The sequence below is a fragment of the Pseudoduganella sp. R-43 genome (genome assembly GCF_049913255.1).
In the GTDB taxonomy this organism is placed as follows: Bacteria; Pseudomonadota; Gammaproteobacteria; order Burkholderiales; family Burkholderiaceae_D; genus Rugamonas.
Genome location: NZ_CP183988.1, coordinates 2,425,255 through 2,450,767 on the forward strand (window position 1 = coordinate 2,425,255; position 25,513 = coordinate 2,450,767).

Consider the following 25,513-nt stretch of genomic DNA (forward strand, 5'->3'; position numbering starts at 1 on the left):
TAATATTGATTATCACTTTCAACCAAATGTATCAAATGCAGCCACTGAATCTCCTGGAATCCTTCCTGCAGAGCGCCGAATGCGCCGGCTTTTCCGAGGCGGCGCGGCGCCTGGGACTGACGCCGGCGGCGGTCAGCAAGAACGTGGCGCGGCTGGAGGCGCAACTGGGCGTACGCCTGTTCCAGCGCAGCACGCGCCGGCTGGCCTTGACCGAGGCCGGCGAACGCTTGCTGCAGCAGGTGCGCGGCCCGCTGGCCGAATTGCAAGGCGCGATCGCAGGCGCGGCACAGGATGCGGGCGAACCGGCCGGCACCCTCAAGGTGGCGGTGGCGCATGGGGTGGGCCGCATGTACATCCTGCCGTTGCTGAAGGGCTTCCTGCAGCGCTATCCGGGCGTGCAGCACGACTGGCGTTTCGACAACCGCACGGTGGACCTGATCGGGGAAGGCTATGACGTTGCTATCGGCGGCGGCATCGAACTGGCCCCCGGCGTGGTGGCGCGCGAACTGGGGCGGCCGCGCATCCTGGTCACGGCCGCCCCGTCCTGCCTGGCTGGCCGCAAGCGGCCTTCCCATCCGTCCGAGCTGGCCGGGTGGAAAGGCATTGCGCGCCGCTCCGCCGAAACCGGACGCCTGCGCGAATACCTGCTGCGCAACGCGGCAGGGGAAGAGGCGGTGGCCCAATTCAGCGCAGTCGCCACCTTCGACGATCCGGAAGCGATGGCGCAGGCGGCCTGCATGGGGCTGGGCGTGGCGCTGCTGCCAGGGCCGCATGCGGCCCCGCTGCTGGAATCCGGCCAATTGGTGCGCCTGCTGCCGGACTGGCATGCGGAGGTGGGGCCGCTGTCGATCTACTATTCCAGCAAGAAGCTGTTGCCGGCCAAGACGCGCGCCTTCGTCGATTACGTGATTGCTCAAATGCGCGCAGACGACTTTGCGGGGCGGCTCGACAGGCTTTGAAAGATCACGGTAATATGGGCTTCCAATTCATCAGCGATAGGGGTGCCTTCCATGAAGTTCCGCCTTGTTACCCGCAGTGATTTTGATGGCCTGGTGTGCGCGGTGCTGCTCAAGCACCTGGACTTGATCGACGAGATCCTGTTCGTGCACCCGAAGGATATGCAGGATGGGAAAATCGCCATTACCAGCCGCGATATCACCACCAACCTTCCTTACGTATCCGGCGCTTATCTGGCGTTCGACCACCACCTGTCCGAAACCATCCGCAATACGGGCGAGCGGCAGAACCACGTGATCGACCCCGGTGCGCCGTCGGCCGCGCGCGTGGTGTACGACTACTACGGCGGCGGCAACAAATTCCCTTCGGCGTGGAACGACATGATGCTGGCGGTGGACAAAGGCGATTCGGCCCAGTTCAACCGCGATGAAATCCTCAACCCGCAGGGCTGGGACTTGCTGAACTTCCTGATGGACGCGCGCACGGGCCTGGGGCGCTTCCGTGATTTCCGCATTTCGAACTACAACCTGATGATGGACCTGATCGATTACTGCCGCTCGCACACGATCAGCGAAATCATGGCGCTGCCGGATGTGAAGGAGCGCAGCGATCTGTATTTCGACCACGCGGAAAAGTGCAAGGAGCAGATTCGCCGCTGCTCGAGCGTGCATAAGAACCTGGTGGTGCTGGATCTGCGCCATGAAGAGACGATTTATGCGGGTAACCGCTTTGTCATTTATGCACTGTATCCTGAGCAGAATATCTCTATCCACGTGCTGTGGGGCCTGAAAAACCAGAATACGGTGTTCGCGACCGGCAAGTCGATCCTGAACCGTACGTCAAAGACCAATATCGGGGCGCTGATGCTGGAATACGGCGGGGGCGGGCATGAGAATGCCGGGACGTGCCAGGTGGAGAACGAGATGGCGGAGGATGTGCTGGGCGCGCTGATCGTGCGCATCAACAAGGAAGGGTAGAACCTCTAACCGGTGCCCGACCCGCAGGGTCGGGCACCATTGCCCGGCAAGCGAATTAGAAGTCTTTTTCAGGTAAAGCTATAGAATTATCGGTCGAGAACTGGTAGTCCTTGAACACGTGCTCCGCAGTCAGGATCTGGTAGGAACCATCCGGCTTCCTGAACGAAGTGTCCTTCAGGCGGTAGGTGTAATGACCGCAAGTCCAGCAGTTGAAGTTGCGCATGTGGGTGCACAGGCAGGTCTTGTCCATCACCTTGATGCCCTTGTCGCTGCCGCCGTTGGCCATCACTTCACGGTTGTACGAATTGATGTAGGCGCAGTTGCCGGTGGCATCGAGCAGGTAACCGTAGGATTCGCAGCCCGGACGAATGCCGGCGCCGATTGCCGGGGTGCTCTTCAGCATGCGCATCGGATAGCCGGTCGGCGAAACGCCGTTGACGATGATGTCTTCCTCGCTGGCCTTGAAGTATTCCTGCTTCACGTCTTCAGGCAGGCCGCATTCCTTGGTTACGGTAAAGCGGGTCGCTACCTGCACGCCGGCCGCCCCCATCTCCAGGAAGGACACCGCATCGCTGCCGGTGAACACGCCGCCTGCGGCGATCACTGGAACGTCCAGGTTTTCCGCCTTCATGTAGTCCAGGATCTCTTGCACGATCTGGTGCAGGTCGAAATCCTTCCAGTCTTCCAGGCCGAAACCCAGGTGGCCGCCGGCCAACGGGCCTTCCACGATCACGTAGTCGGGCAGGCGGTTCAGCTTCTGGTTCTTGCGCAGGAAGATCTGCAGCGCGCGCACGGAGGAAACGATGATGCCCAGCTTCGCTTCGCGGAAGCGCGGGTGGTCGGCCATCAGCGCGAAGGAGCCGAAGTGCAGGCCGGCCGACAGGGTGATGCCGTCGATGCCCGCGTCCAGCGCCGCGTTCAGGCGCGTGCGCAAGGTTTCCTTCGGGCCGTTCATGGTCAGCTTTTCCATGCAGTTCACGAAGATCAGGCCAGGGCCTTCCTTGCGCTGCATGGTGTCGCCGATGTGGCGGCGCTGGGCTTCTGCCAGGCGTCCCAGGTCGAACTGCACCTCGGACTTGTCCATATTGTTGATGTTGTGCTTGTACAGGCGGGTCTTGTCCTTGACGAAGGTGGTGTCGAACTTGCGGTCCGAAACATCCTCCACCATGGCATCGGAAATATGGCCGATGCCGCCAAGGCGCGCTGCTTCCAGCGCCAGTTCGGTCGTGGAAATATCCACGCCCATCCCGCCGATCATGATTGGCACATACTCTTTGTCGCCAAACTTGAGGCGGAAATCGTCAACACGTTTCATTACAGTCCTTCGATCAATCGCGGAAATTGTTGAACTCCAGAGGCGTGTCCGGCACGTCCTTGCGCAGCAGCTGCATCGCAGCCTGCAGGTCGTCGCGCTTGGCACCGCTCACACGTACCGACTCGCCCTGGATGCTGGCCTGGACCTTCATCTTGCTTTCCTTGATTACCTTGGTGATCTTCTTGGCGGTCTCGGAATCGAGACCGTTTTTCACCTTGATGACCTGCTTGACTTTGTCCCCACCAATCTTCTCTACCTTGCCTTCGTCGAGGAAGCGCACGTCGACCTTGCGTTTGGCCAGCTTGTTGGTCAGCACATCGCGCACCTGGCCAAGCTGGAATTCCGAATCGGCGAATGCCGTCAGGTCGTTTTCTTTTTGTTCTACGCGCGCATCGCTGCCTTTGAAGTCGAAGCGGGTCGAGATTTCCTTGTTGCTTTGGTCGACGGCGTTGCGCACCTCGATCATGTCCGCTTCGGATACTACGTCAAACGATGGCATATTCTTTCCTTTACAATGAAGCACCCGCCCAAGGGGCGGATTCAAAAGAAGCGACATTTTAACGGACAAACAAGCGAACGCTCGGTCGTTTTTGTCATAATTGCACTATAATCGAGCAAAAACTTGATCTACCCATGCCTTTCCCTGATTTTCTCCAGCACGAATACCCACTGAAGCATTTAAATACGTTTGGTATTGATGTACGCGCCAAACATTACCTGCGCGTGACATCGCTGGAGCTGTTGCGCAGCGCCCTGGCCGATCCGCAACTGGCGGCCATGCCGCGCCTGGTGCTGGGCGGCGGCAGCAACCTGCTGCTGACCCGCGATTTCCCGGGCCTGGTGCTGCATATTGCGCTGGAAGGCCGCGAAATCCTGGCCGGCACAGCGACTCACCACCACGTCCGCGCCGCAGCCGGCGAAACCTGGCACGGCTTTGTGCAGTGGGCGCTGGCGCAGGGCGTCGGCGGGCTGGAAAACCTTTCGCTGATCCCGGGTACCGTGGGCGCAGCTCCAATCCAGAATATTGGGGCGTATGGGGCGGAAACCAAGGACTGTTTCCTGTCGCTGACGGCGTTCGACCCGGCCAGCGGCAAAGTGCGGGTAATGGACGGCGCCGACTGCCGCTTCGCCTACCGCGACAGCATCTTCAAGCACGAAGGACGCGAGCTGATCATCCTCGACGTGAGCTTTGCCTTGCCGCGCGCCTGGCAGCCTAACCTGCGCTACGCCGAACTGGCCAATGCCGTGGCGGAGCAGGGCCTGGCGGCGCCAACGCCGCAGCAGGTAGCCGACACTGTGATCGCGATCCGCCGCCGCAAGCTGCCCGACCCGGCGCAAATCGGCAATGCCGGCAGTTTCTTCAAGAATCCCGTGGTCAGTGCCGAGCACTGCGCCCAGTTGCTGGAGAAATTCCCAACGCTGGTGCACCACCGCCAGCCGGACGGCAGCGAAAAGCTCGCTGCGGGCTGGCTGATCGACCAATGCGGCTGGAAAGGGAAGTCGATGGGCGCCGCCGGCGTCTACCCCAAACAGGCCCTGGTGCTGGTGAATAACGGCGGCGCCACCGGCACCGAAGTGCAAGCCCTGGCCGCAGCCATCCAGGCCGATGTCTCGGCACGCTTCGGCGTATTGCTCGAACCCGAGCCAGTATTTATTTAAAAGTCGGGGTCAGGTCTGGCAATCCGCCATGTTTTTCGCATCGCGAAAAACATGGCGGATTGCCAGACCTGACCCCGACTTTCATTCTGCGTTGACGACGCGGTTGCGGCCGCCTGCCTTGGCGGCGTAGAGCGCGCGGTCGGCGGCCGATACCAGTTCACTCCACGATGATTGCTTGGTGGGCACGACGGTCCGCACGCCGATCGACATGGTGAGCACGCCGTAAGGCGCGGCATTGGCGTTTTCGATTTCCAGTTTCTCCAGCTGGCGCAGGCAGGACTGGGCCACGTTCATCGCACCGGCATTGTCGGTCTCCGGCAGGATGATGGCGAACTCTTCGCCGCCGTAGCGCGTGACCAGGTCGGCCGGGCGCTTCAGGTTCTCGGTCATGACTGCCGCTACCTTTTTCAGCGCCAGGTCGCCTGCCGGGTGGCCGTAGCTGTCGTTGAACTGCTTGAAATAGTCGACGTCGATCATCAGCAGCGACAAGGGTGTCTTGTCGCGCTTGCCGCGCTGCCATTCCAGCATCAGCGTTTCATCGAAACGGCGTCGATTGGAGATGCCGGTCAGCGGGTCGAGCGCGGCGAGCTTTTGCAGCTCCACATTGGCGGCGGCGAGCTTTTGCTGGCTTTCGCGCAGGAAGCGGAAGGCCTGGTCGCGCTGCAGGCGGTGGATGTGGGCATTCGAGTGGTGGCGTACGCGCGCCAGTAGCTCCAGCTTGTCGGGCAGCTTGACCAGGTAGTCGTTGGCGCCGACGGCAAAGCCGTGTGCTTTGAGCTTGGGGTCTTCGCGCGCCGACAGCACGATGATCGGAACATGCGCCAGCATTTCCTCGGCGCGGAAACGGCGGATCAGCTCAAAGCCGTCCACTTCCGGCATCACCAGGTCCTGCAGGATTACGGTAGGCTGCATCGAGTTGGCGACGGCAATCGCTTCGCGCGCATCGGTGATGAAGTGGAACTCGATGTCTTCCTGGTCGGCCAGCATGCGCCGTACCGCTTCCGCAATGATCAACTGGTCGTCAACCAGCAGCACGCGTACCTTGAAGTGGGTCAGGCTTGGCTCGGTTTCCAGGTTCAAGGTGAGTACGTCAGGCATCGCTTTCCTTTAAATCAGTTTGCCTCCGATCGTGCTTCGCAGGAATGGCCCGATCTTATCGAGAGGCAGGATGGTTTGCGCCGCGTCCAGTTCGATCGCGGCGCGCGGCATGCCGTATACCGCGCAACTGGCCTGATCCTGGGCAATGGTGTTCTTGCCCGCGCGGCGCAATGCCAGCATGCCCTCGGCGCCATCGCGTCCCATGCCGGTCAGCAGCACGCCGACTGCGTCGCCTTTCCAGTGCTGCGCCACGCAATTGAAGAACACATCGACCGAGGGCCGGTAGGCATAATCCTTCGGGTTGGCATCGTAACCCAGTTGGTGTTTTTCATCCAGTACCAGGTGGTCATTGCTCTTGGCGACCATGACGATACCACCCTGCAGGGGCGTGCGGTTTTCAATTGGGCGCACCGGTACCGCCAGTTGTTCCGACAGCCATTTGGCGAAATGGTCGGCAAAGTTTTCGTCGATGTGTTGTACCACGACGACGGCGCAATTGGCGGGCGGGGTCCAGCCGGCCAGGATGCGCGCCACTGCCATGGGCCCGCCGGTCGAGGCGCCGATCGCCACCAGCGTGTCGAGCACCGCTTCGCGCGGTTGCGGCAGCGTTGCGTGCCGGCGCGGCGGCATGGACTGGTTGCCGCCGCTGTGGCGGATCAGCTTGTCCATGGTCTTGATCTTGTGCAGCAACTCCGCGTCACCGCCTTCTTTCCCCTGCAGCACCGGGGTGGCCGTGACGTCCAGGGCGCCGGCGCCCAGGGCGCGGAATACCTGGTTGACGTTGTCCTGCGGGCGCCCCGTCACCACCAGAATGGCGCAGGGACTTTCCTCCATGATGCGGCGCGTTGCTTCAACCCCGTCCAGTTCCGGCATATTGAGGTCCATCAGGACCAGGTCAGGGCGGTCGGTTGCGCATTTCAGCACCGCTTCGAGACCGGTGCGGGCGATCCATGCCACCTGGTGTTCCTGCGTGCTGGCGACCACGCGCCGCAGCGCTTCAGCCGCCATCGGAACATCGTTGGCGATGGCGATCCTCATCGGTAAGCGTCGCCTATCAGGTCGGACACCGCATCCAGCAGCGTCTCGTCATGGAAGCTGCCCTTGGTCAGGTAATAGTCCGCCCCCGCAGCCAGGCCGCGTGCACGGTCTTCCGGCCGGTCCTTGTAGGAGACGATCATGACGGGCAGCTTATGCAAGTGCAGGTCTTTCTTGATCAGGGTGACCAGTTCAATGCCGTCCATGCGTGGCATGTCGACGTCGGTGATGACCAGGTCGTAGTCGCCGCTGCGCACCACGTTCCAGCCATCGATGCCGTCGACCGCGATGTCCACTTCAAAACCGCGCCCGACGAGCAATTTACGCTCCATCTCGCGCACTGTCAGCGAATCGTCCACGACAAGGATGCGTTTCATTCTACGCCGTCCGGCGTGGTCTGAGCGCGTAAGTTGATGCAGGCCGCCTTCTTCCAGCAGCTTTTCGACGGAAAGCAACAGGTCCGGTACGTCCAGGATCAATACCGGTTCGCCGTCGTCCAGCAGGGCGGCGGCTGAAATATCGCGCATCTTGCCGAAAATCGGGTCAATCGCCTGCACTGCCAGGCTTTCCTCGCCGCGGATCTTGTCCACTACCAGGGCGTAGCGGCGCGCGCTGCCGCCGATGACGACGACGGGCATTTCCTCGGCATGTTCCATATCGCCCAGCTCCAGTACCTGGGCCGCAGCCACCAGGCCAAGATGTTCGCCGTCATGGTCGAAGAACTGTTTGTTCTCCAGCGTGTGCACGGCGCTTTGCTGCACCATGAGGACGCGCTCCACCTTGACGATGGGAACCGCATAGGCTTCGCCCTTGACGTCCACCACCAGGGCGCGCACGATCGATTGCGTCAGCGGCAGCGTGATCGAAGTGCGGAAGCCTTTGCCCAATTCGGAATCGATGCGCACCGTGCCGTTCTGCTGGCGGATGGTGTCGTGCACGATGTCCAGGCCGACGCCGCGGCCTGAAATCTCGGTAATGCCCCCCTTCAGGCTGAAGGCCGGCAGGAACAGGAATTCCATCAGCTCTGCCTGCGACATGGCAGCCACCATCTGCTCGGTGGCCATCTTGCGCTCGATGACGGTGCTGCGTATTTTTTCCGGATCGACGCCGCAGCCGTCGTCGCTGATCTCGATATTCAGCATGCCGGCGCGGTGGCGCGCCTCCATCACGATGGTGCCGGTGGCTGGCTTGCCGGCTGCAAGCCTTTCTTGCGCGCTTTCCATGCCGTGGTCGACGGCGTTGCGCAGCATGTGGCTGAGCGGGCTCTCGATGCGCAGCAGGATGTCGCGGTCGACCAGCGTGTCTTCGCCTTCCACGTGCAGCACCACGTCCTTGCCCAGGTTGCGGGCCAGGTCGCGCACCATGCGCGGGAAGTGCTGGATGCCGTCGCGGAAAGGCCGCATGCGCAGCGACAGCACTTCATCGACCATGTTTTCGGAGCCAGTCAGCAGGCGGCGCTCGTAGTTTTCCATGTCGGTGATGTGCTCCAGCATGAATTGCTTGAGCGGCTGGCTTTTCTGGATCGCCAGCAGGGCCTTTTCCTTCAGTGCCGGGTCGCTGGTGCGGGATGCGGCTTCCATCACGTCTTCCAGCACCGCGAACAGGGCGGCCTGGTTGCGCTTGTAGCGCTGCATGCCCTGGATCAGGGGATGCAACTGGTGGGCGTTGATGCGGGCTTCGCTCGCCAGCGCGAGCAGGCGGTCGAAGTTTTGTGCGTTTTTCATCGGCGGCAGGGAGCGGCCGGGCACCGGCTGTTCCGCTACGCCGTCGGACTGCGCCGCCTCGACCAGACTCTCCGGCCGGATCTCAGGCGCCGGCTCCGCTGCCCGCGCCGCCTTGACGGCTGGCGCGGGCGGCGGCAGGGCAGCCGGCAGTTCGACCGGCTCGGGCAGGAAGGCAATGCCCTGCACATCGTTCATGGTCTTGCCGACTTGCGCGCTATTGGCCGCCAGCCAGGCATCCAGGTCGCCATTGAGGCGTGAGCACTGCACGATCAGGTCGACCGCAGCCAGCAGGGCGTCAACCCGGTTGGCAGTCAGTTTCAGCTTGCCTGCCTGGGCGGCGATGAATGCATCTTCCATGCCGTGGGCCAACTGCACGATCATCTCCAGCCCAACGATGGAGGCGGCGCCCTTGATCGAGTGCGCGGCGCGCATCATCGATTCCACGGCAGCCGGGTCGTTGCGGCGCTCGAAGGCCAGCAGGCCGTCGGTCAGGATCTGGGTCTGGCTGTCGGCCTCCATGCGAAACAGGTCCAGCATGGAGAACTGGCTCAGGTCATCCTTCTTGTCGGTCATCGCAAGGTCCTCGCTAGCTGGTGGCCGAGCAGGCTGTCGTCCAGGCAGCCCACCTGCATGTCCTGGTGCGGCAGCACCCCGGCCAGGTAACGCTCAATGCCCTTGTTGATGGTGGCGGCAGGTGGCTTCAGCTCGCTGGCTGCATAGCGAATGATGCCGTGCAGTTCCGCCACCGGCAGGGCGTAGGACTGGCCATCCCACTGCACCAGCAGCATGCGGGCGAAAACATGGCGGCCGCCGGTTGCCTCGCCGCCGGCTTCGTCGATGCCCAGCAGTTCGGCCAGCGAAATGCAGGGATACAGCTTGCCGCCAGCGTTGACGACGCCGCGCAGCCCGCGTGCATTGCGGTGCGGCAGGCGATGCGGAATGGCTTTTGGCGCAATCTGCTGGAACATATTGGTCGGCAGGGAGAGCCACTCGCGGCCAATGCGGAAGGCGACGCAGGAGCTGTCGTGGCGCGCGCCCTCGTCTTGCGGTGCGCGGAAGTGCTCGGCCCATTCGCGCAAGTAGCCAGGATCGACGGGCCGCTGCAGGTTGCGCAATGCGGCGCCGGCATACACGTCGCAATTGCGGCAGTGGACAGCCTTGTCGAGGATCTCGCAGCTATGGTCGCCGGCGACGCCGATACGGTTCCAGCAGGCGTCCAGGTCTTGGATTTGATCAGTCATTGTCTTGGTCTGCTATCACTGTGGCTGCTGGCGCTGGAAAGCGCGCGCGGCACGGGCCTTCAACGTAGCGGCGGCGCGGCCGTTGCCGCCTTGTTCCTGCAGCAGGGCCAGGTGGCACAGGGCTTCGTAGTGGTCCGGTTGCAGGTAGAGGCAGCGCTTCAGGTGTGCTTCGGCATCAGGCGGCTTGCCGGCGGATTCAGCCAGCAGGCCGAGGATGAAATACGCTTCGGCCGACTCGGGCAGCTGGGCAAGGAATTCACGGCAGGCGGCATCGGCTTCCAGCAGTTTGCCGGCGTCGGCCAGCTTGCGCGCGTGCGCGAGCAGGGATTCGTCGCCGGCAGCGACCGGACGGGACGTTGCGCTGGCGTTGGCGCGGTTGGCACGGGGCGGGTGCGGCGCTACCGGGGCAGGGCGGCTGCCGCGTGCCGGAAGGCTTGCCGGGGCCGGCGCAGCGGATGCGGTGGCTCGCTCCGGCGCGATGGCGGCGGGATGCGCGAGGCCGGCGCCGGACGGCAAAGGCGTGCCGGCAGGCAGGGCAGCCCGGGCCGGTGCCCCGGAGCGTTTGATGTCCTTGCGCAGGGCGAATGCCTGACGGTGCGGCAGCGGCGAAAAGCCGTGACGCACGAAGGATGGCACTTCTGCGTATCCGGCCAGGATCATGCCGTCTCTGGCCAGGTATTCAGACAACCGTGCAATGGCAGCAGCGGTGGTTGGCTCGTCGAAATAGATCAGCAGGTTGCGGCAAAAGATCACGTCATACTGGCGCGCCGTTCCAAGCTCGCCTTCCAGGATGCTGCCCTGGCCGAACCGGATGCGCGCCCGCAGCGCGTCATTGATGCGATACAGTTCGTCGTCGCCGGACCAGGTGAAATAGCGGTCGCGGAACGACATTTCCCGTCCACGGAACGCATTGCGTCCAAATACCCCGGCCTCGGCGCGCATGATGCAGGCAGCGCTGATGTCCACGGCATCGATCATGAACGCTTGCGGCTTCACGCCGGCATCGAACAGCGCCATCGCCATCGAATAAGGCTCTTCGCCACCGGCGCAGGGTACCGACAGGATGCGCACGAGCCTGGACCCATCGGCCAGCCTCTGGCGCACAAACGCGACCGCCGCGGCGAAAGCTTGCGGATCGCGGAACAGCCACGACTCCGGCACCACCACCAGCTCCACCAGCTCGCGCAGTTCCGCTTCATCCAGCCCGTCGACGTAAGCCTTGCGCTCCGTTGCGCGGGTCGCCTCCATGCGCCGCTTGACCGCCAGTTCGACCGTGTCGCGGGCCAGGTTCATACCGGTCAGGCGGCGCAATGTGGAGAGTACATTCATTCCGTCGCCACCTCCGCCGGGAACAGGCGCGCCCGCAACTCGGCCGGCAGCAGGTCATTGACCTCGACCAGCTGCACCATGCCTTGCGCATCGCCTGCGACCCGGCCCAGGAACGGCGCCGCCTGCACCCCGCTTGGCGCCAGGCCTTGCGGCGCGACGTCCTGCACGCCCTCCACCCGTTCGGCCATCAATCCCAGCGCGTGCACTGTGCCATCGGGCGCCGTGTAATCGGTCACCACGATGCGCGTGTCGTAGTGTTGCCGCGACGGCGCCCTGCCGCTGATGCGCGACAGGTCGATCACCGGCATCGGCGCGCCATGCAGGTTCAGCAAGCCCGCCACACTGTCCGGCGCCAGCGGGATGCCCTTCAGTTCCAGCAGGGGCAACACGCGCTGCACCTGCCGCAACGGAAGACCGTAGCGGTCGGCGCCAATGTGGAAGACTAATACTTTCATGCGTTCACGGCGAAAGTGGAGACGCTCGACTGCAGGTCGCCGGCCGCGTACTGCAGCTGGTGCACGGCCTCGCTGGTCGCCTTCAGCGATTCGACGGTCTGCTGGGTGGCGTCGTTTAGCTGCATCATGGTTTCGGTGATCTGCTGCGCGCCCACTGCCTGCGCCTGCATGCCTTGCAGCACCGCGTCGAATTGCGGGGCCAGTTTCTGCACCTGGTCCATCACGCCCGACAACTGGTCGGTCACCTGGCGCACCTCGCCCACGCTGCGGCGGATCTCTTCCGAGAACTTGTCCATGCCCATCACGCTGGCGGAAACCGCCGACTGCATTTCCTTCAGCATTTGCTCGATATCCCAGGTCGAGACCGAAGTCTGGTCGGCCAGGCGGCGGATCTCAGTCGCCACCACCGAGAAGCCGCGGCCCGCTTCGCCGGCCTTCTCGGCTTCGATGGCGGCATTCAGCGACAGGATGTTGGTCTGGTCGGCCACCTTGGTAATGGTGGTCAGCACGGAGTTGATGTTGGACGCCTTTTCCGACAGCGCAGCCAGCTTGGCATTGATCGAATCGGTTGCATTGACCATATTCTGCATGGTCTGGTCCATGCGGCGCAGGTTGCCCTGGGCCTCGGAGGTGGCGCTAGTGGTGTAGTCGGCCACCGCGGTCGCATCTTCCATGGTCTTCAGCAGTTGCGAGGTATTCGATGAAATCTCCTTGGTGGTGCTGAGCACCTCCACCGAAGTCTGTGCCTGCTCGACACCGGTGGCTTCCTGCTGCTTGGCCGAAGCGGCAATCTCGGTGGCCGAGGTGGTGACCTGGATGCCCGCCTTCTGCACATTGTTCAGCAACTGGCGCAGGTTGTCGAACATGCGCTGCAAGCCATCGCCCAGCTGGCCGATGGCGTCATCGCCGCCCACGGAGATCTTGCCTGTCATGTCGCCGCCGGCAGCGCGCGCCACAACGCCAAGCAGGGAATCGACTTTCGCGCGCAGCTCATTGGTCTGCGCCTGCTCGCGCAACGTTGCGTCCTGCAGTTGCTGCGCCATCTTGTTGAAGTCTTCGCTGACTTTCCCCAGCTCGTCGCCCGACGTCACCACGGTTCGGGCGGCCAGGTCGCCGCCGCCCAAGCGGGCTAGCCCAGCGGTCAGGTTGGCCAGCGGGCCCAGGATGGCGCGCCCCAGCGCATAGGCGATCAGCAGGGACAGCACGAAGACCGCCGCGCCGCCGCCCAGCAGCAGGTTGGTCTGGTTCGAGTGCAGGTCGACCGCTTTGGCGCTGCGCTCGGCCAGCAAGCGGCGCTCCTCTTCAGCCGCCTGGTCCAGCAGTTCGCGCGCGCTGCCGACGATGGCGCCGGCTTCCTTCAGCTCCGACGACTGCCCGAGGATTTCGGCCGCGCCCTTGGTGTCGCCGAGTGCGCGGCGCTTGTCGATCTGGCGACGGATATTGACGTCGGCCCAAGTCGTGAGCAAGGCCTGGGCGCGCTTCAGTCGCTCGTTCTGTTGCGGATTGTCTGCCGTCAGCTGGACTGCTTTGGCGATATGCTGCTTGAGTTGTTCCGCGTTTTCGCGCTCGCTGCCGATCAGGGCTTCGCTGCCGGTCAGGATATAACCGCGCGTGTCGACCTGGATTTGCAGGGACACGCTGTTGATGCGGTCGAGCTGAAGCAGCACCTCCATCGTGTGCCGGTCCCACCTGTTGGCATCGGTCAAGCTGGCGAAGTTGTTATAGGCCGTGATCAACAGTAGCAAGATGATTGCCACGATGCTGCCGAAGCCGATATACAGTTTGTTCTTGATGCTCAGATTGTTCATGCGCGGGTCTCCGGGGACGGGGGGCTTTCTTCCAAGGCAATGTAGCAAAAAAAACGGGCCGCGCAAAGCGGCCCGTCTTAGAGGAGCGGAGGCAGCTTACTGGCCGCGCTTGTTCCTTGCGTTGGCGGCGATGCGCATGCGCAGCGCGTTCAGCTTGATGAAGCCGCCGGCGTCGGCCTGGTTGTAGGCGCCGCCGTCTTCGTCGAAGGTGGCGATGGTCTGGTCGAACAGCGAGTCGGTCTTCGAATCGCGCGCGACGACGATCACATTCCCCTTGTACAGCTTGACGCGCACCCAGCCGTTCACGGTGGCCTGGGTGTGGTCGATCAGGGTTTGCAGCGCGACGCGCTCCGGCGCCCACCAGTAGCCGTTGTAAATCAGCGAGGCGTAGCGCGGCATCAGGTCGTCTTTTAGGTGGGCCACTTCGCGGTCCAGGGTGATCGACTCGATGGCGCGGTGCGCCTTCAGCATGATGGTGCCGCCAGGGGTTTCGTAGCAGCCGCGCGATTTCATGCCGACGTAGCGGTTTTCCACCAGGTCCAGGCGGCCGATGCCGTGCTTGCCGCCCAGGCGGTTCAGCTCAGTCAGCACGGTGGCAGGGGACATGCGCTTGCCGTTCAGGGCGACGATGTCGCCTTTTTCGAACTCGATGTCCAGGTATTCCGGCTGGTCCGGTGCAGCCTCCGGGCTGACGGTCCAGCGCCACATCGATTCTTCGGCTTCGGCGCTCGGGTTTTCCAGGTGGCGGCCTTCGAAGGAGATGTGCAGCAGGTTGGCGTCCATCGAGTAGGGCGCGCCGCCGTTCTTGTGCTTCATGTCGATTTCGATGCCGGCATCTTCCGCGTATTTCAGCAGCTTTTCGCGCGACAGCAGGTCCCACTCGCGCCATGGCGCGATCACGCGCACGCCTGGCTTCAGTGCGTAGGCGCCCAGTTCGAAACGGACCTGGTCGTTGCCCTTGCCGGTGGCGCCGTGCGAGATGGCGTCGGCGCCGGTCTGGTTGGCGATCTCGATCAGGCGCTTGGCGATCAGCGGACGCGCGATCGAGGTGCCCAGCAGGTACTCGCCTTCGTACACGGTGTTGGCGCGGAACATTGGGAAGACGAAATCGCGCACGAACTCTTCGCGCACGTCGTCGATGAAGATGTTTTCAGGCTTGATGCCGAACTTCAGCGCCTTGGCGCGTGCCGGCTCCAGCTCTTCACCCTGGCCCAGGTCGGCGGTGAAGGTCACGATTTCGCAGTTGTAGTTGTCCTGCAGCCATTTCAGGATCACGGAGGTGTCCAGGCCGCCGGAGTAGGCGAGGACTACTTTCTTTACGTCGCTCATGATTTTCTCAGTCAGTTGATATTGGTTGGTGTTGCCTGAAAAATGGGGTACGTCCCCATTTATTGAGCAATCTTGCCCAGCAGCAAATATTCGATCAGGGCCTTCTGTACGTGCAGGCGGTTCTCGGCTTCGTCCCACACCACGGATTGCGGGCCGTCAATGACGTCGGCGGAGACTTCCTCGCCGCGGTGGGCCGGCAGGCAGTGCATGAACAGGGCGTCCGGCTTGGCGCGGGACATCTTGGCGGCATCGACGATCCAGCCGTCGAAGGCCTTCAGGCGGGCGGCGTTTTCTTCTTCGTAGCCCATCGAGGTCCAGACGTCGGTGTTGACCAGGTCTGCGCCTTCGCAGGCGTCGGACGGGTTGGCGAAGAAGGTGTAGCGGTCGGTCGATACCAGCGACATGTCCATGTCGTAGCCGTGCGGCGTGGAGACATTGACGTGGAAGCCGAACACTTCGGCCGCCTGCAGCCAGGAGTAGAGCATGTTGTTGGCGTCGCCCACCCAGGCCACGACCTTGCCCTTGATCGAGCCGCGATGCTCGATATAGGTGAAGATGTCGGCAAATACCTGGCATGGATGATGTTCGTTGGTCAGGCCGTTAATCACCGGCACGCGCGAATGCGCTGCGAAACGTTCGATGATGTCCTGGCCGAAGGTGCGCACCATGATGATGTCGCACATGCGGGACATGACCTGGCCCGCGTCTTCCACCGGCTCGCCGCGGCCCAGCTGGGAATCGCGGGTATTCAGGTAGATCGCTGCGCCGCCCAGCTGGTGCATGCCGGCCTCGAAAGACAGGCGGGTACGGGTCGAATTCTTGTCGAACACCATGACCAGGGTGCGGTCGATCAGCGGGTGGTAAATCTCGTAGGCCTTGAATTTGCGCTTGATTTCCGCTGCGCGGGCGATCACATATTCGTACTCCTCCAGGGTCAGGTCCTTGAACTGGAGATAGTGCTTGATGCTTTTAGGTGGTATAGACATCTTTGCAAAGTTTTGCTGCGGTGGACTAAAGATTATACGGGCATTTCAATAAATCGTGGCCGGGCGTTCGGGGTCATGCCTCGGCGCCGATATCGGCAGGTCCAGCGTGAAGGTGGTGCCTGCGCTGCTGCTGTCGACGGCGATCTGGCCGCCCAGCAGGGAAGTGACGATGTTGTAACTGATTGATAACCCCAGCCCCGAGCCGCCCTGTCCCAGTTTGGTGGTGAAAAACGGGTCGAAGATGCGCGTCTGGTTCTCCGGCGCGATGCCGCTGCCGTCGTCACTGAACGATATTAGCACGCGGCCTTCCATCGGCGTGGTCGCCAGCAGGTGCAGCTGGCCCCCTTCGCGGCCGTCGAAGGCATGCAGCAAGGCGTTGTTGATCAGGTTCGTGATGACCTGGCCGAAGGGGCCGGGATAGCTGTCCAGCATGATCAGCTCCGGCACCTCGAATGCGATCGTGTGGCCTTCCTTGCGGATGCGGTTCATCACTGTCGCCACCACTTCATGCGTCACCTGCTGCAGGTTGAAAATGCGCCGCTGCTCGGTGGTGCGGTCCACCGCCACCTGCTTGAAGCTTGACACCAGGTCGGCCGCGCTGTGCAGGCCGCGCATGACCAGGGTGGAAGCCTTGCGCGCGTCGTCGATGTAGGCCAGCAGCTCGGATTTGCGCAGCCCCCGGCCATTGACCACTTCTTCCAGTTCGGTGGTTTTCTGTTCCAGCGTGCTGGCAATCAGCAGGCTGTTGCCGATCGGCGTATTCAGTTCATGCGCCACGCCTGCCATCAGCGCGCCCAGCGCCGCCAGCTTTTGCTGCGACACCAGCTGCGACTGGGCTTCCTGCAGCTGCCGGTAGGCAAGGGCGTTGTCGAGCGCGATGGCGCCGTAGGCGCACAGGGTGCGGAAAATCAGCCGTTCCCGTTCGCCATAGGCATTGGCATGCATGGCTTGCGCCGTCATTACGCCCAGCGCCCGCTCGCCCACCAGCAACGGCACGTACAGGGCGCTGCGGCTGGCTGCCGTGCCGGGCGTGACCGTGCTGTCGCGCTCGGGCGGGATCTGGTCGATGTACACCTCGCGCCGCTCGCGCAGGCATTGCGCGGTGTAGGCGGTGGGGTGGTCGAGCGGGATTGCGTTGCGGGGCAGGGCCTGGCCGGCTTCCACGCCGAAGGCACGTTCCAGCTGGCGGCCGGCCGGATCGACCAGGTAGACCGCGAAGGTATTGGCCGACAGCAGGGCGTGGGTGTGGCGGTCCAGGGCCTGGAATACGGCGCCGGCGTCGAGGTGGGTGGTGATTTCCTGACCGATGGCCGATAGCCGCTCCAGCAGCTTGGTGGTTTGCTGCAGCACTTCGGCGCGGCGCGCTTCGGACATTGCCAGTTCGCGATGATGCAGGCCTTCCGCACGCGCCTGTTCCGTCTGGTGGTGCACCTGCATGGCGATGGCGCGGCTGGTGGCGTCCAGCGTGTGGGTCTTTTCGCGCGCGGCGCTGGCGGCGGTCGCCATTTCGTAAGCACGGCCGAAATCGCCCAGGCGCGCGTACTCGGCGCCCAGTGCGTCATACAGGTCGCCCGGCACTGTGTAGCCTTTGATGGTCTGTGCCGCTTCCAGGGCCTGGTGCAGGTAATGCAGTCGGGCGTTGGGCGCCTGCATGCCGGGCGGCGCGGACAGCTGGAGCTGGCCGTGGATCAGGGCCAGCACCCGCAGTGCCGCCACGTGGTGGAAGGCATTATGGTGGCGCGATGCGCGTTCCACCGCCATCAGCGCCATGTCCAGTGCTTCCAGCGAACGATTGAGGAAGCACAGGGCATGGGCCTGGCCGCGCAGCGCTACGATCTTGAAGTCGCCCTGCTGCAAGGCTTCCGCGCGCTCAGACAGCCGCTGGAAAGCATCCAGCGCTTCGCCGTAATCCTTCTTGTCCAGGCACAGTTCGCCCAAGTGCTGCAAGGCGATGGCGTAGGTGCGGCCGTTCGCTTGCGGCGCCAGGATTACCAGCGCCTCGCGCAGCAGCTCTTCCGCCGCGCCAAGGCGGCCAAGGCGGCGCACGATGTCGGCCGTGTGCACCAGGCAGGAGCCGATGCTGCGCGGCCAACCGGTAGGTTTGGCCAGGTCCATGGCGCGCTGCATCCACTCCAGGCCGGAGTGGTGGTCGTTCAGTTGCGAGAATTTCTCCGCGATATTGATGGCGGCCGTGGCGGCTGCGCGAATCTGCCCCGTTTGCAGCGCGGCTTCATAGCTGCGGATGTAGAAGCTGGCCGAATTGCCGATATCGCCGGCCTGGCTGGCCGCGATGGCGAAAAAGTCGTTGATCCAGCATTCGATGCTGGGCGGCGCTTCCACCGACATGTTGAAACGCTCGCCCCAGCGCTCTGTCGCGGCGTGCAGGTCGCGCAATGCCGCCCAACGCGCCTGCACAGCATCCGCAATGGTGGCGCGCTGCTCGTCGGGCGCCGCATGGGCTGCGTTGGAACAGGCTTCCAGTTCAGCATCGCGCTGGCCATGGTTGCCGCGGTCGACCGAGATCCAGGCCTTCAGCCAATGGGCGTCGGCCCGGCCGATATTGTCGTTTTGTGCTTCGAACACCTCCAGCGCGCGCGAAGCGAGGCTGGCGGCGGCATCGAGCTCGCCAAGCAGCCAGCGGATTTCGCCGTCGACCAGGTGCAGTCGCGCTTCGAGCGAAGCGCGTGCATGGCCCGGCAGGTGAGCCAGGGGCAGCAGGGCGGCTGCTTCGCGCGCCAGTTCCTGCGCGCGCTTGCCGTCGCGCTGGCGCAAATGCCAGGCCAAGGGGAGCAGCACCGGAAGCCGCGCAATGCCGCGCAAGGGCAGCAATTCGAGCTCCCAGTGCGCAACGGCATCGTCATCGGCAAACAGAAGCTGCATTGGCGTCCCGTCAATAGAGCGTCTGCGAGGACTCGTGCAACAACTGGCCGTACAGCGTATGCCGCATTTTCGCGATCTTGCCTTCGTTGACGGCCTCCAGCACCGCGCATTGCGGCTCGCTCAGGTGGCGGCAGTTATAGAACCGGCAGCCGCCGAGATAGGGCTGGAAATCGCGGAAGGCCCGTTCCAGCATGCCTTCGCTCAGGTGGTAAAGCCCGAACTCCTGGAAGCCAGGCGAATCGATCACGCTTGAATCCGGGCCCACATGGTACAGGCGGGTGAAGGTGGTGGTGTGCTTGCCGGTGTCGAGCGCCTCGCTGATTTCTCGCGTGGCGATATCGGCGTCCGGCACCAGGATGTTGATCAGCGAAGACTTGCCCATGCCTGACTGGCCGATCAGAATCGAGGAATGACCTTGCAGCAGCGGCGCCAGCGTTGCGCCAGTCTGCTCGGGCTGGCCGGTGGCCGAGACTTCGATCACTTCGTAGCCCATCGCCGAATAGACCTGCAGGCGCTTGCGCGCGTGTTCCAGCATGTCGGTCACGTCAACCTTGTTCAGCAGCAGGCGCACGTGAATGCCGGCCGCCTCCGCAGCCACCAGGGCGCGCGACACCAGGTCGTCCGAGAAGCTTGGTTCCGTTGCGACCACGATGAACAGTTGGTCGACATTGGCGGCCAGCAGCTTGGACTTGTACTGGTCGGAGCGGTACAGCAGCGTCTTGCGCTCCTGGATCTTGTCGATCACCGCCTGGTCGGGCGAAGTCAGGGTCAGGTCAACGATGTCGCCGACCGCCACATTGGTCTTCTTGCCGCGCGTGACGCACTGCAGGCGCTGGCCGTCCGCTTCGGCCAGGTAGTGGCGGCCGTGGGCTGCGATGATGGTGCCGGTGCGTTTGGTCCCCTTGCTCATGCCTGGCCCAGTGCATCGGCCTTGGCGGCGCAAATGAAATCGTTGATCGACAAGCCGTTGACCGAGTGCGTGTCGTAGCGCACCTGGCAGGTCTTGTAGCCCACCACCATTTCGGGGTGATGATCTTCGCGGTGGGAAATATAGGCCAGCGCATTCACGAAAGCCATCGTCTCGTAGTAGTTGTTGAAGCCGAAAGTGTTCACCAGCTTGCCGCTGGCCATGCTCCAGCCATCCAACAACTGGACCAGGCGCAGCGCCTCAGGGGCGTCCAGGGCCTGCGTCTGGTGGCTGCAGCGCAGCGCGCGCAAATCGGCCGCGGTGTGGATATTCGCTGTCATTGAGATGCCGCCAGGTTGAGTTGACGAATCCGCACGCTGGCGGGCGGGTGCGAATCGTAGAAGGCCGAATGCAGCGGGTCAGGCGTCAGGGTTGACGCATTGTCCTCGTACATCTTGACCAGGGCCGACACCAGGTCGCGCGCATCGGTATGCCTGGCGGCGAAAGCATCGGCCTCGAACTCGTGCTTGCGCGAGCTGAGCGAAGTCAGCGGGCCAAACAGGAAGGTAAATACCGGCAGCACCAGCATGAACAGCAGCAGTGCCAGTGCGTCGTTGGACTGGCCGGGCACGATGATCGGATTCACGCCCAGGCCGGTGTAGAACCAGAGCTGGCCTTTCAGGTAGCCAAGCAGTGCGAGGAAACCCAATGACAAGCCGAACATCACCACGATGCGCTTGATGATGTGTTTCAGCTTGAAGTGGCCCAGCTCGTGCGCCAGCACCGCCTCGACTTCCTGAGGCGACAGGCTGGACACCAGGGTGTCGTAGAACACGATGCGCTTGGCCGCGCCGAAGCCGGAGAAGTAAGCATTGCCATGCGCGCTGCGCTTGGACCCGTCCATCACGAACAGGCCCTTGGAGGCAAAGCCGACGCGCGCCATCAAGCCCTCGATGCGCTGCTTCAGCGATTCGTCGGCCAGCGGCGTGAACTTGTTGAACAGCGGAGCGATCAGGTTCGGATAGAGCGCCATCACCAGCAGCTGGAAGCCGCACCACACGAACCAGGCGTACAGCCACCACAGGCTGCCCGATTTTTCCATCAGCACCAGGATGACCCACACCAGCGGCAAGCCGATCACGCCAGCGACGCCGACACCCTTGAGCAGGTCGATGAAGAACAGGCGCTTGCTCATCTTGTTGAAGCCGAAGCGTTCCTCCAGCTTGAACTGGCGGTAGTAGTCGAGCGGCAGGTCGACCAGGCCTGAGATGACGCAGACGGCAACGATCAGGCCAAGCTGGTAAGCCATGCCGCCGCCGGTGGCATTGAACAAGGTGGCCGAGAGCCATTGCAGGCCGCCCAGCAAGGTAAGGCAGATCAGCATGATGCTGGACAGCATCATGTTCAGCAGTCCCAGCCTGGTGCGCTCGATGGTGTAGTCGGCGGCTTTCTGGTGGGCCGCGAGCGGGATTTTTTCCGCGAAATCGGCTGGCACGGCGGCGCGGTTTTGCAGCACATGGCGGATGTGGCGCGAAGCGAGCCAGAATCGCACCACCAGAGTTGATGTTAAAAATGCAATGAACAAATACGAAAACGCGTGTGAATACATTCTGTGCCTGTGAGAAAATGGCGGATTAACCTGCCCTATATTGTCTTAGAGAGAATTATGTCACAAGCGAACGACACCCCAGCAACCCCGGTCACCCCGCAGCGCCCGAATGAAATGAACCTGGTGTGGGTCGACATGGAGATGACCGGCTTGGAGCCTGAGACCGACCGCATTATCGAAGTGGCAATGGTGGTCACCGACATGCACCTGAAGGTGCTGGCCGAAGGCCCGGTGCTGGCGATCCACCAGTCGGACGAAACGCTGGACAAGATGGACGCCTGGAACAAAGGCACCCACGGCCGCTCCGGCCTGATCGACCGCGTGAAAGCGTCGACCGTGACCGAAGCCCAGGCCGAAGCCGAATTCATCGCCTTCATGCGCCAATGGGTCCCGAACGGCAAATCCCCGATGTGCGGCAACACCATCGGCCAGGACCGCCGCTTCATGGTCAAGTACATGCCCAAGCTGGAGGCCTTCTTCCACTACCGCAATATCGACGTGTCGACCCTGAAGGAGCTGGGCCGCCGCTGGAAACCGGAAATGGTCGCCGGCTTCAAGAAAGCCCAGAAGCACACCGCCCTGGCCGACATCATCGAATCGATCGAAGAGCTCAAGTACTACCGCGAGAACTTCATCAAGCTCTAATCAGCCGAGCCCGTGTCACACCATGGGGTCACACCCCAAGTGTGACACGAGCTGTGCTGCGCAGCCCGAGCGCCAGCGCGGCGCCCGCCAGCAGGGCCAGCGCGCAGGCCAGCAGGGCAGGCGGAAAGCCGGCGCCCGGCGCCGGGACAAACACTGGCAACCGTGTAAAGTCCGCCGCGCCGAACGGCTTCTCGTCAAATACGTAAGGATAGAAGTGGCGTCGCACCCGCTCATGGTAGGCGGCCACGCGATCCTGGTAGGCCATGCGGGCCTGCATATCGGTTCCCGCCAGCCGATGCAGCAGCACCTGCACATTCACTCCCGCCAGAAATATTGCCGCGTTGCGCGTCCACTCTTCACGCGACCACAGTGCGTTGCGGTACTGGGCTGCCTGCCCAGCAACCATGTCATCCCCGGCCTGGTGCATGGCGTAATACCACTTCCAATGGAAGCCTTCAGGCAGCGGCGCCGTGTTTTTCCACTCAGGATGGGTGCGGAAGAAGCGCTGCATCGTCTCCTCCTTCGGTTTGTCCCATGCCGCATGCACCGCCTGGCGCTGCGCCAGGGCCAGTTCCGCGCCTTGCGCTACCGGGATGGCCCGCTCCAGCGCGGCGTTGACTGCCGTCGGCAGCACCAATGCGAGCAGCACGAAGGCGGCCAGCAGCAACGCGGCGCCCGCTGCTGCGTTACGCGCCACAGTCGCGCCCCAGGCGGCCACGCCGCACCAGAAAACAAGGTAGAGCAGCGCAGCACCCGCCATCAGGGCCGTTTCACCCGGTGCGGCGTCGGACAGCAGCGCACCGGCAAGCAAAGGCACAAGCAGGGCCGCGGCAAGCAGGGCAAGGCGCAGCAGCACGCGGCGCCGCCACAGCGCGCCGGGCTTGCCGGGCAGGGAGGACAGCAAGCGCAAGCGCCCGGCCTCGCGCTCGCCGCTGACCATGTCGTGCATCAGGGCGATGATGAACAGCGGCGCCAGGTAGACCAGCACAAAGGCGAAGTCGAATCGTCCCGGCGCAGCCAGCTCGGGATTGATCGCTTCCGATTCATAGAGCTGCGCTTGCAGCCCAAGGGCGCGCACCTGCAGCGCATAGGGCTGGACGTCGCGCTGCCCGATGGCGGCAAAGGCCAACGGTGACGCCGGGTCGAAGGTCAGGTGAGGCGTGTAGTAGGCCGTGAGCCCGGCATCGCCGTCGGCAGGCTGGCGTTCTGCCCGTTCTGCAAGGTCGGCGGCATGGACGGCGGCGATCCGCTCCAGCGCGACGCGCTGAGCGCCCATCGCCTGCATGCCGTTCCAGACCGACAGTGCGGACAAGAGCGCCAGCACCACGAGCGCCGCAGCCGCAGGCCGCGAGCGTAGCAACAGCAGAAGTTCAAATTTCCAGTTCTTCATTCAGATATTCCTTTCCAGGCGGCGCGCGACCCAGGCGGCCAGCAATGCGGCGGCCCCCAGCCAGCCGGCGAGGATGGCCAGCGCCGGCCATACGCGCTGCGCGACTGTGCGTTCCAGCGGCGAGGGGGGATGGCGGTAGCGCGGCAGTGCGCGCCAGTAGTCAGCCGAAATGCGCTGGGCGCGGTCGTCGTGATACTTCACTTTTTCGGCGTGCAGCCGGTTCAGCGCCTGGATCAGGCGATAGCGATAGTCCTCGCCGGCCAGAAGGAAGCGCTCATGCGCCGCCCGGTCGGTATCCGCCAGCGCCGCCGACATGCTGCGCAGGGCCAGCAGCGGCACCGCCAGCGCCGCCGTATCCAGCACGCTGCCTTGCGCGGCCTGGCGTGCGAAGTCGCGCTGCATGCTGGATAAAAACAGCTCGCTGGTCAGGCGCTCGCCTTCTTCGATCACCAGCCCCTTGTAGTTGACGGGCAGGTCCTCGACCTTGCTGACGCCATACCGTTTCAGCACGCTGTCGCGGAAACTGCGGAAGTAGGGATCGTCCGGGTTATGGCTGTCGCCGATGCGCGCCAGTTCGGCGTGGACGGCCGCTTCCATTTCGATGCGGGTAGGGCGCGGCACCATGCTGGAAGCCAGGTCGGGCAGCATGCGCGGCAGCAGCACCGCCATCAGGGCCCAGGCGCCAACCAGCAAGAGCAGCGCATCGCGCGCCCGCCGCGCCAGGGCGGAAAGCAAGACCGCAGCAGCCGACCACGATAGCAGGTAGGCGGCGTAGCCCAGCGCCAGCCAGCCGGCCGGCGCCACCAGCAGCGGATCGGCCGCAGCGATCAACAGCAGGGCTGCCAGCGCCGGCGCCGCCAGCATGAGGGCCAACGCGCCGTGCGCCGCCAGCTTGCCCGTCACCAGCGCGCCGCCGCCGACGCCATGCGCCAGCATCAGCCGCAGTTGATCGCGTTCGCGCTCGCGCGCCAGGGCGCCGAACGCCAGGAACACCAGCAGTAAAGGGGCCAGCACCTGCAGCACGAAGGCCGGCGTCAATTGCCCGAAGCGCAGCAACAGCGAAGACTGGCCGGCGTCGCTGAAGTTGGCGCTGTTCTGGCGGTGCCCTTCCAGGTACAGCGTGCTGCCGGTGAAAGGCGCCACGCCGAAGTCGAAGAAGGCGAGGGCGGTCAGCGGGCGGAACACGTAGTGCCCGTAATGCACCACCCGGTGCGGATGACGGTCCGGCTGGCTGTTCCACTGCTCGTCGGCCTGCTGCTGCAGGCGGGCACGCTGCGCTTCCACACTGTGGGCGCGTTCCAGGCTGACCATGATGGCCGCCAGCGTCAGCACCAGCAGCAGGCCCGCCGCAGCAACGGCGACCCTGCTGCGCCGCAGGGCGCGCCATTCCTCCAATGCCACGCGCCAAGCGGTGGCGGCAAACGCGGGCCTCATGCCGCCCTCCGTGCATCGGCATAGCGCTGGAACAACTGCTGGACATCGAAGCGCTGCGGCCCGTGCGCGGCCAGTTCATGGGCGATGCGGCCCCGGTCCAGGAAGCCGATGCGGTCTGCCACTTCGGCAGCGCCTAGCAGGTCGTGCGTCACCATGAACACCGTGACGCCGTGCTCGCGCAGCTTGAGCAGCAGGGCATTGAATTCGCTGGTGGCATGCGGGTCCAGGCCGGACGTCGGCTCGTCCAGCAGCAGTACCGGCACCAGGCGCGCCGCCGCCAATGCAATGGCAACCTTCTGGCGCATGCCTTTGGAGTAGCCGCCGAGACGACGGTCCCAGGCCGCCGGGTCCAGGCCGACGTCGTCCAGCGCCGCCTCGATGATGGCGGGCGCGGCGTCGGCGCCGCCCATGCGCAGCAGGTAATCGAGGTTCTCGCGTGCCGACAGGTGTTCGTACAAGGCGACGTTCTCCGGTACATAGGCCAGGCTGGCGCGCGCCGCCAGCGGATCGAACGCGGGATCGATGCCGCACACGCGGGCATAACCCTCCGCCGGGCGGGCGAAGCCGAGGAAGGCGTTCAGCGTGGTGGATTTGCCGGCGCCGTTGCCGCCCAACAGGGCGTAGATCTCGCCCTGGCGTACCTGCAAGTCGAGGCAGTCAAGCACGCTGGCCGTGCCATAGCGGACCGTCAGGCCCACCGCTTCAAGTGCAATCTTGGTCATCTGTGTTCTCCTT

At 63.7% G+C, this 25,513-nt stretch carries 22 protein-coding genes; 4 read left to right on the plus strand and 18 right to left on the minus strand.

The window, feature by feature from the left end; translation table 11 throughout:
* Window positions 1-35: 35 nt before the first annotated feature.
* Together ACN9M3_RS11040 and ACN9M3_RS11045 are read left to right on the plus strand one after the other, a co-directional pair.
* The gene (locus tag ACN9M3_RS11040; RefSeq protein ID WP_426170706.1) at window positions 36-959 is read left to right on the plus strand and encodes a LysR substrate-binding domain-containing protein; all 924 of its coding nucleotides are present in this window, start codon (window positions 36-38) and stop codon (window positions 957-959) included.
* Between the two features lie 51 nt (window positions 960-1,010).
* Complete coding sequence (locus tag ACN9M3_RS11045) at window positions 1,011-1,934, plus strand: exopolyphosphatase (RefSeq protein WP_426170708.1); 924 nt, start codon at window positions 1,011-1,013, stop codon at window positions 1,932-1,934.
* A 55-nt stretch (window positions 1,935-1,989) separates the two neighbouring features.
* On the opposite strand, the gene ACN9M3_RS11050 is transcribed toward ACN9M3_RS11045, so the two are convergent.
* On the minus strand, window positions 1,990-3,249 hold the full coding sequence (locus ACN9M3_RS11050; RefSeq protein ID WP_426170709.1) for a nitronate monooxygenase: 1,260 nt from the start codon (window positions 3,247-3,249) through the stop codon (window positions 1,990-1,992).
* A gap of 13 nt (window positions 3,250-3,262) precedes the next feature.
* Window positions 3,263-3,748: a YajQ family cyclic di-GMP-binding protein gene (locus ACN9M3_RS11055; protein ID WP_057262600.1), complete on the minus strand. Its 486-nt coding sequence runs from the start codon at window positions 3,746-3,748 to the stop codon at window positions 3,263-3,265.
* 134 nt (window positions 3,749-3,882) lie between these two features.
* On the opposite strand from ACN9M3_RS11055, the gene murB reads away from it, so the two are divergent.
* On the plus strand, window positions 3,883-4,908 hold the full coding sequence (murB, locus tag ACN9M3_RS11060) for a UDP-N-acetylmuramate dehydrogenase (protein WP_426322454.1): 1,026 nt from the start codon (window positions 3,883-3,885) through the stop codon (window positions 4,906-4,908).
* An 81-nt stretch (window positions 4,909-4,989) separates the two neighbouring features.
* Here the strand turns inward: murB and ACN9M3_RS11065 are convergent, their stop codons facing one another.
* The 13 genes from ACN9M3_RS11065 to ACN9M3_RS11125 all read right to left on the minus strand — a co-directional run bounded on the left by ACN9M3_RS11065 (window position 4,990) and on the right by ACN9M3_RS11125 (window position 21,309).
* Window positions 4,990-6,006 carry a diguanylate cyclase gene (locus ACN9M3_RS11065; protein WP_426170714.1) on the minus strand — a complete coding sequence of 339 codons (1,017 nt, stop codon included), beginning with the start codon at window positions 6,004-6,006 and terminating at the stop codon, window positions 4,990-4,992.
* Between the two features lie 9 nt (window positions 6,007-6,015).
* A complete protein-coding gene (cheB, locus tag ACN9M3_RS11070) occupies window positions 6,016-7,044 on the minus strand; it encodes a chemotaxis-specific protein-glutamate methyltransferase CheB (RefSeq protein WP_426170716.1) in 1,029 nt (342 codons plus the stop codon).
* Window positions 7,041-9,338 carry a hybrid sensor histidine kinase/response regulator gene (locus ACN9M3_RS11075; RefSeq protein WP_426322456.1) on the minus strand — a complete coding sequence of 766 codons (2,298 nt, stop codon included), beginning with the start codon at window positions 9,336-9,338 and terminating at the stop codon, window positions 7,041-7,043. The genes cheB and ACN9M3_RS11075 overlap by 4 nt, the downstream gene beginning before the upstream one ends.
* Window positions 9,335-10,006 carry a chemotaxis protein CheW gene (locus ACN9M3_RS11080; protein ID WP_426322458.1) on the minus strand — a complete coding sequence of 224 codons (672 nt, stop codon included), beginning with the start codon at window positions 10,004-10,006 and terminating at the stop codon, window positions 9,335-9,337. The genes ACN9M3_RS11075 and ACN9M3_RS11080 overlap by 4 nt, the downstream gene beginning before the upstream one ends.
* 15 nt (window positions 10,007-10,021) lie before the next feature.
* Window positions 10,022-11,335 (minus strand): CheR family methyltransferase, encoded by a 1,314-nt coding sequence (locus ACN9M3_RS11085; protein WP_426322460.1) that lies wholly within the window; start codon window positions 11,333-11,335, stop codon window positions 10,022-10,024.
* Window positions 11,332-11,790, minus strand: a complete 459-nt coding sequence (locus tag ACN9M3_RS11090) for a chemotaxis protein CheW (RefSeq protein ID WP_426322462.1) — start codon at window positions 11,788-11,790, stop codon at window positions 11,332-11,334. The genes ACN9M3_RS11085 and ACN9M3_RS11090 overlap by 4 nt, the downstream gene beginning before the upstream one ends.
* Complete coding sequence (locus tag ACN9M3_RS11095; protein ID WP_426322464.1) at window positions 11,787-13,598, minus strand: methyl-accepting chemotaxis protein; 1,812 nt, start codon at window positions 13,596-13,598, stop codon at window positions 11,787-11,789. The genes ACN9M3_RS11090 and ACN9M3_RS11095 overlap by 4 nt, the downstream gene beginning before the upstream one ends.
* Before the next feature lie 96 nt (window positions 13,599-13,694).
* Entirely contained in the window at window positions 13,695-14,927 is a 1,233-nt protein-coding gene (locus tag ACN9M3_RS11100; protein ID WP_342119563.1) for an argininosuccinate synthase, read from the minus strand.
* 59 nt (window positions 14,928-14,986) lie between these two features.
* A complete protein-coding gene (argF, locus tag ACN9M3_RS11105; RefSeq protein WP_426322467.1) occupies window positions 14,987-15,913 on the minus strand; it encodes an ornithine carbamoyltransferase in 927 nt (308 codons plus the stop codon).
* A 45-nt stretch (window positions 15,914-15,958) separates the two neighbouring features.
* Window positions 15,959-18,793, minus strand: a complete 2,835-nt coding sequence (locus ACN9M3_RS11110) for an ATP-binding protein (protein WP_426322469.1) — start codon at window positions 18,791-18,793, stop codon at window positions 15,959-15,961.
* A 10-nt stretch (window positions 18,794-18,803) separates the two neighbouring features.
* Entirely contained in the window at window positions 18,804-19,703 is a 900-nt protein-coding gene (gene rsgA / locus ACN9M3_RS11115; protein ID WP_426170731.1) for a ribosome small subunit-dependent GTPase A, read from the minus strand.
* Complete coding sequence (locus tag ACN9M3_RS11120) at window positions 19,700-20,041, minus strand: 4a-hydroxytetrahydrobiopterin dehydratase (RefSeq protein ID WP_426170732.1); 342 nt, start codon at window positions 20,039-20,041, stop codon at window positions 19,700-19,702. Before ACN9M3_RS11120 ends, rsgA begins: the two co-directional genes overlap by 4 nt.
* Window positions 20,038-21,309, minus strand: a complete 1,272-nt coding sequence (locus tag ACN9M3_RS11125) for a M48 family metallopeptidase (protein WP_426170734.1) — start codon at window positions 21,307-21,309, stop codon at window positions 20,038-20,040. Before ACN9M3_RS11125 ends, ACN9M3_RS11120 begins: the two co-directional genes overlap by 4 nt.
* 57 nt (window positions 21,310-21,366) lie before the next feature.
* Between ACN9M3_RS11125 and orn the strand changes: the two genes are divergently transcribed.
* Complete coding sequence (gene orn / locus ACN9M3_RS11130; RefSeq protein ID WP_426322472.1) at window positions 21,367-21,954, plus strand: oligoribonuclease; 588 nt, start codon at window positions 21,367-21,369, stop codon at window positions 21,952-21,954.
* Between the two features lie 28 nt (window positions 21,955-21,982).
* Here orn and ACN9M3_RS11135 read toward each other — a convergent pair whose 3' ends face one another.
* From ACN9M3_RS11135 to ACN9M3_RS11145, 3 genes are read right to left on the minus strand one after another with little or no spacing between them, the layout of a single operon-like run.
* Entirely contained in the window at window positions 21,983-23,344 is a 1,362-nt protein-coding gene (locus tag ACN9M3_RS11135) for a DUF3526 domain-containing protein (protein WP_426322474.1), read from the minus strand.
* Window positions 23,345-24,778, minus strand: a complete 1,434-nt coding sequence (locus ACN9M3_RS11140; protein ID WP_426170740.1) for a DUF3526 domain-containing protein — start codon at window positions 24,776-24,778, stop codon at window positions 23,345-23,347. It lies immediately after the preceding gene.
* A complete protein-coding gene (locus tag ACN9M3_RS11145) occupies window positions 24,775-25,500 on the minus strand; it encodes an ABC transporter ATP-binding protein (RefSeq protein ID WP_426322476.1) in 726 nt (241 codons plus the stop codon). Before ACN9M3_RS11145 ends, ACN9M3_RS11140 begins: the two co-directional genes overlap by 4 nt.
* Between the last annotated feature and the right edge of the window lie 13 nt (window positions 25,501-25,513).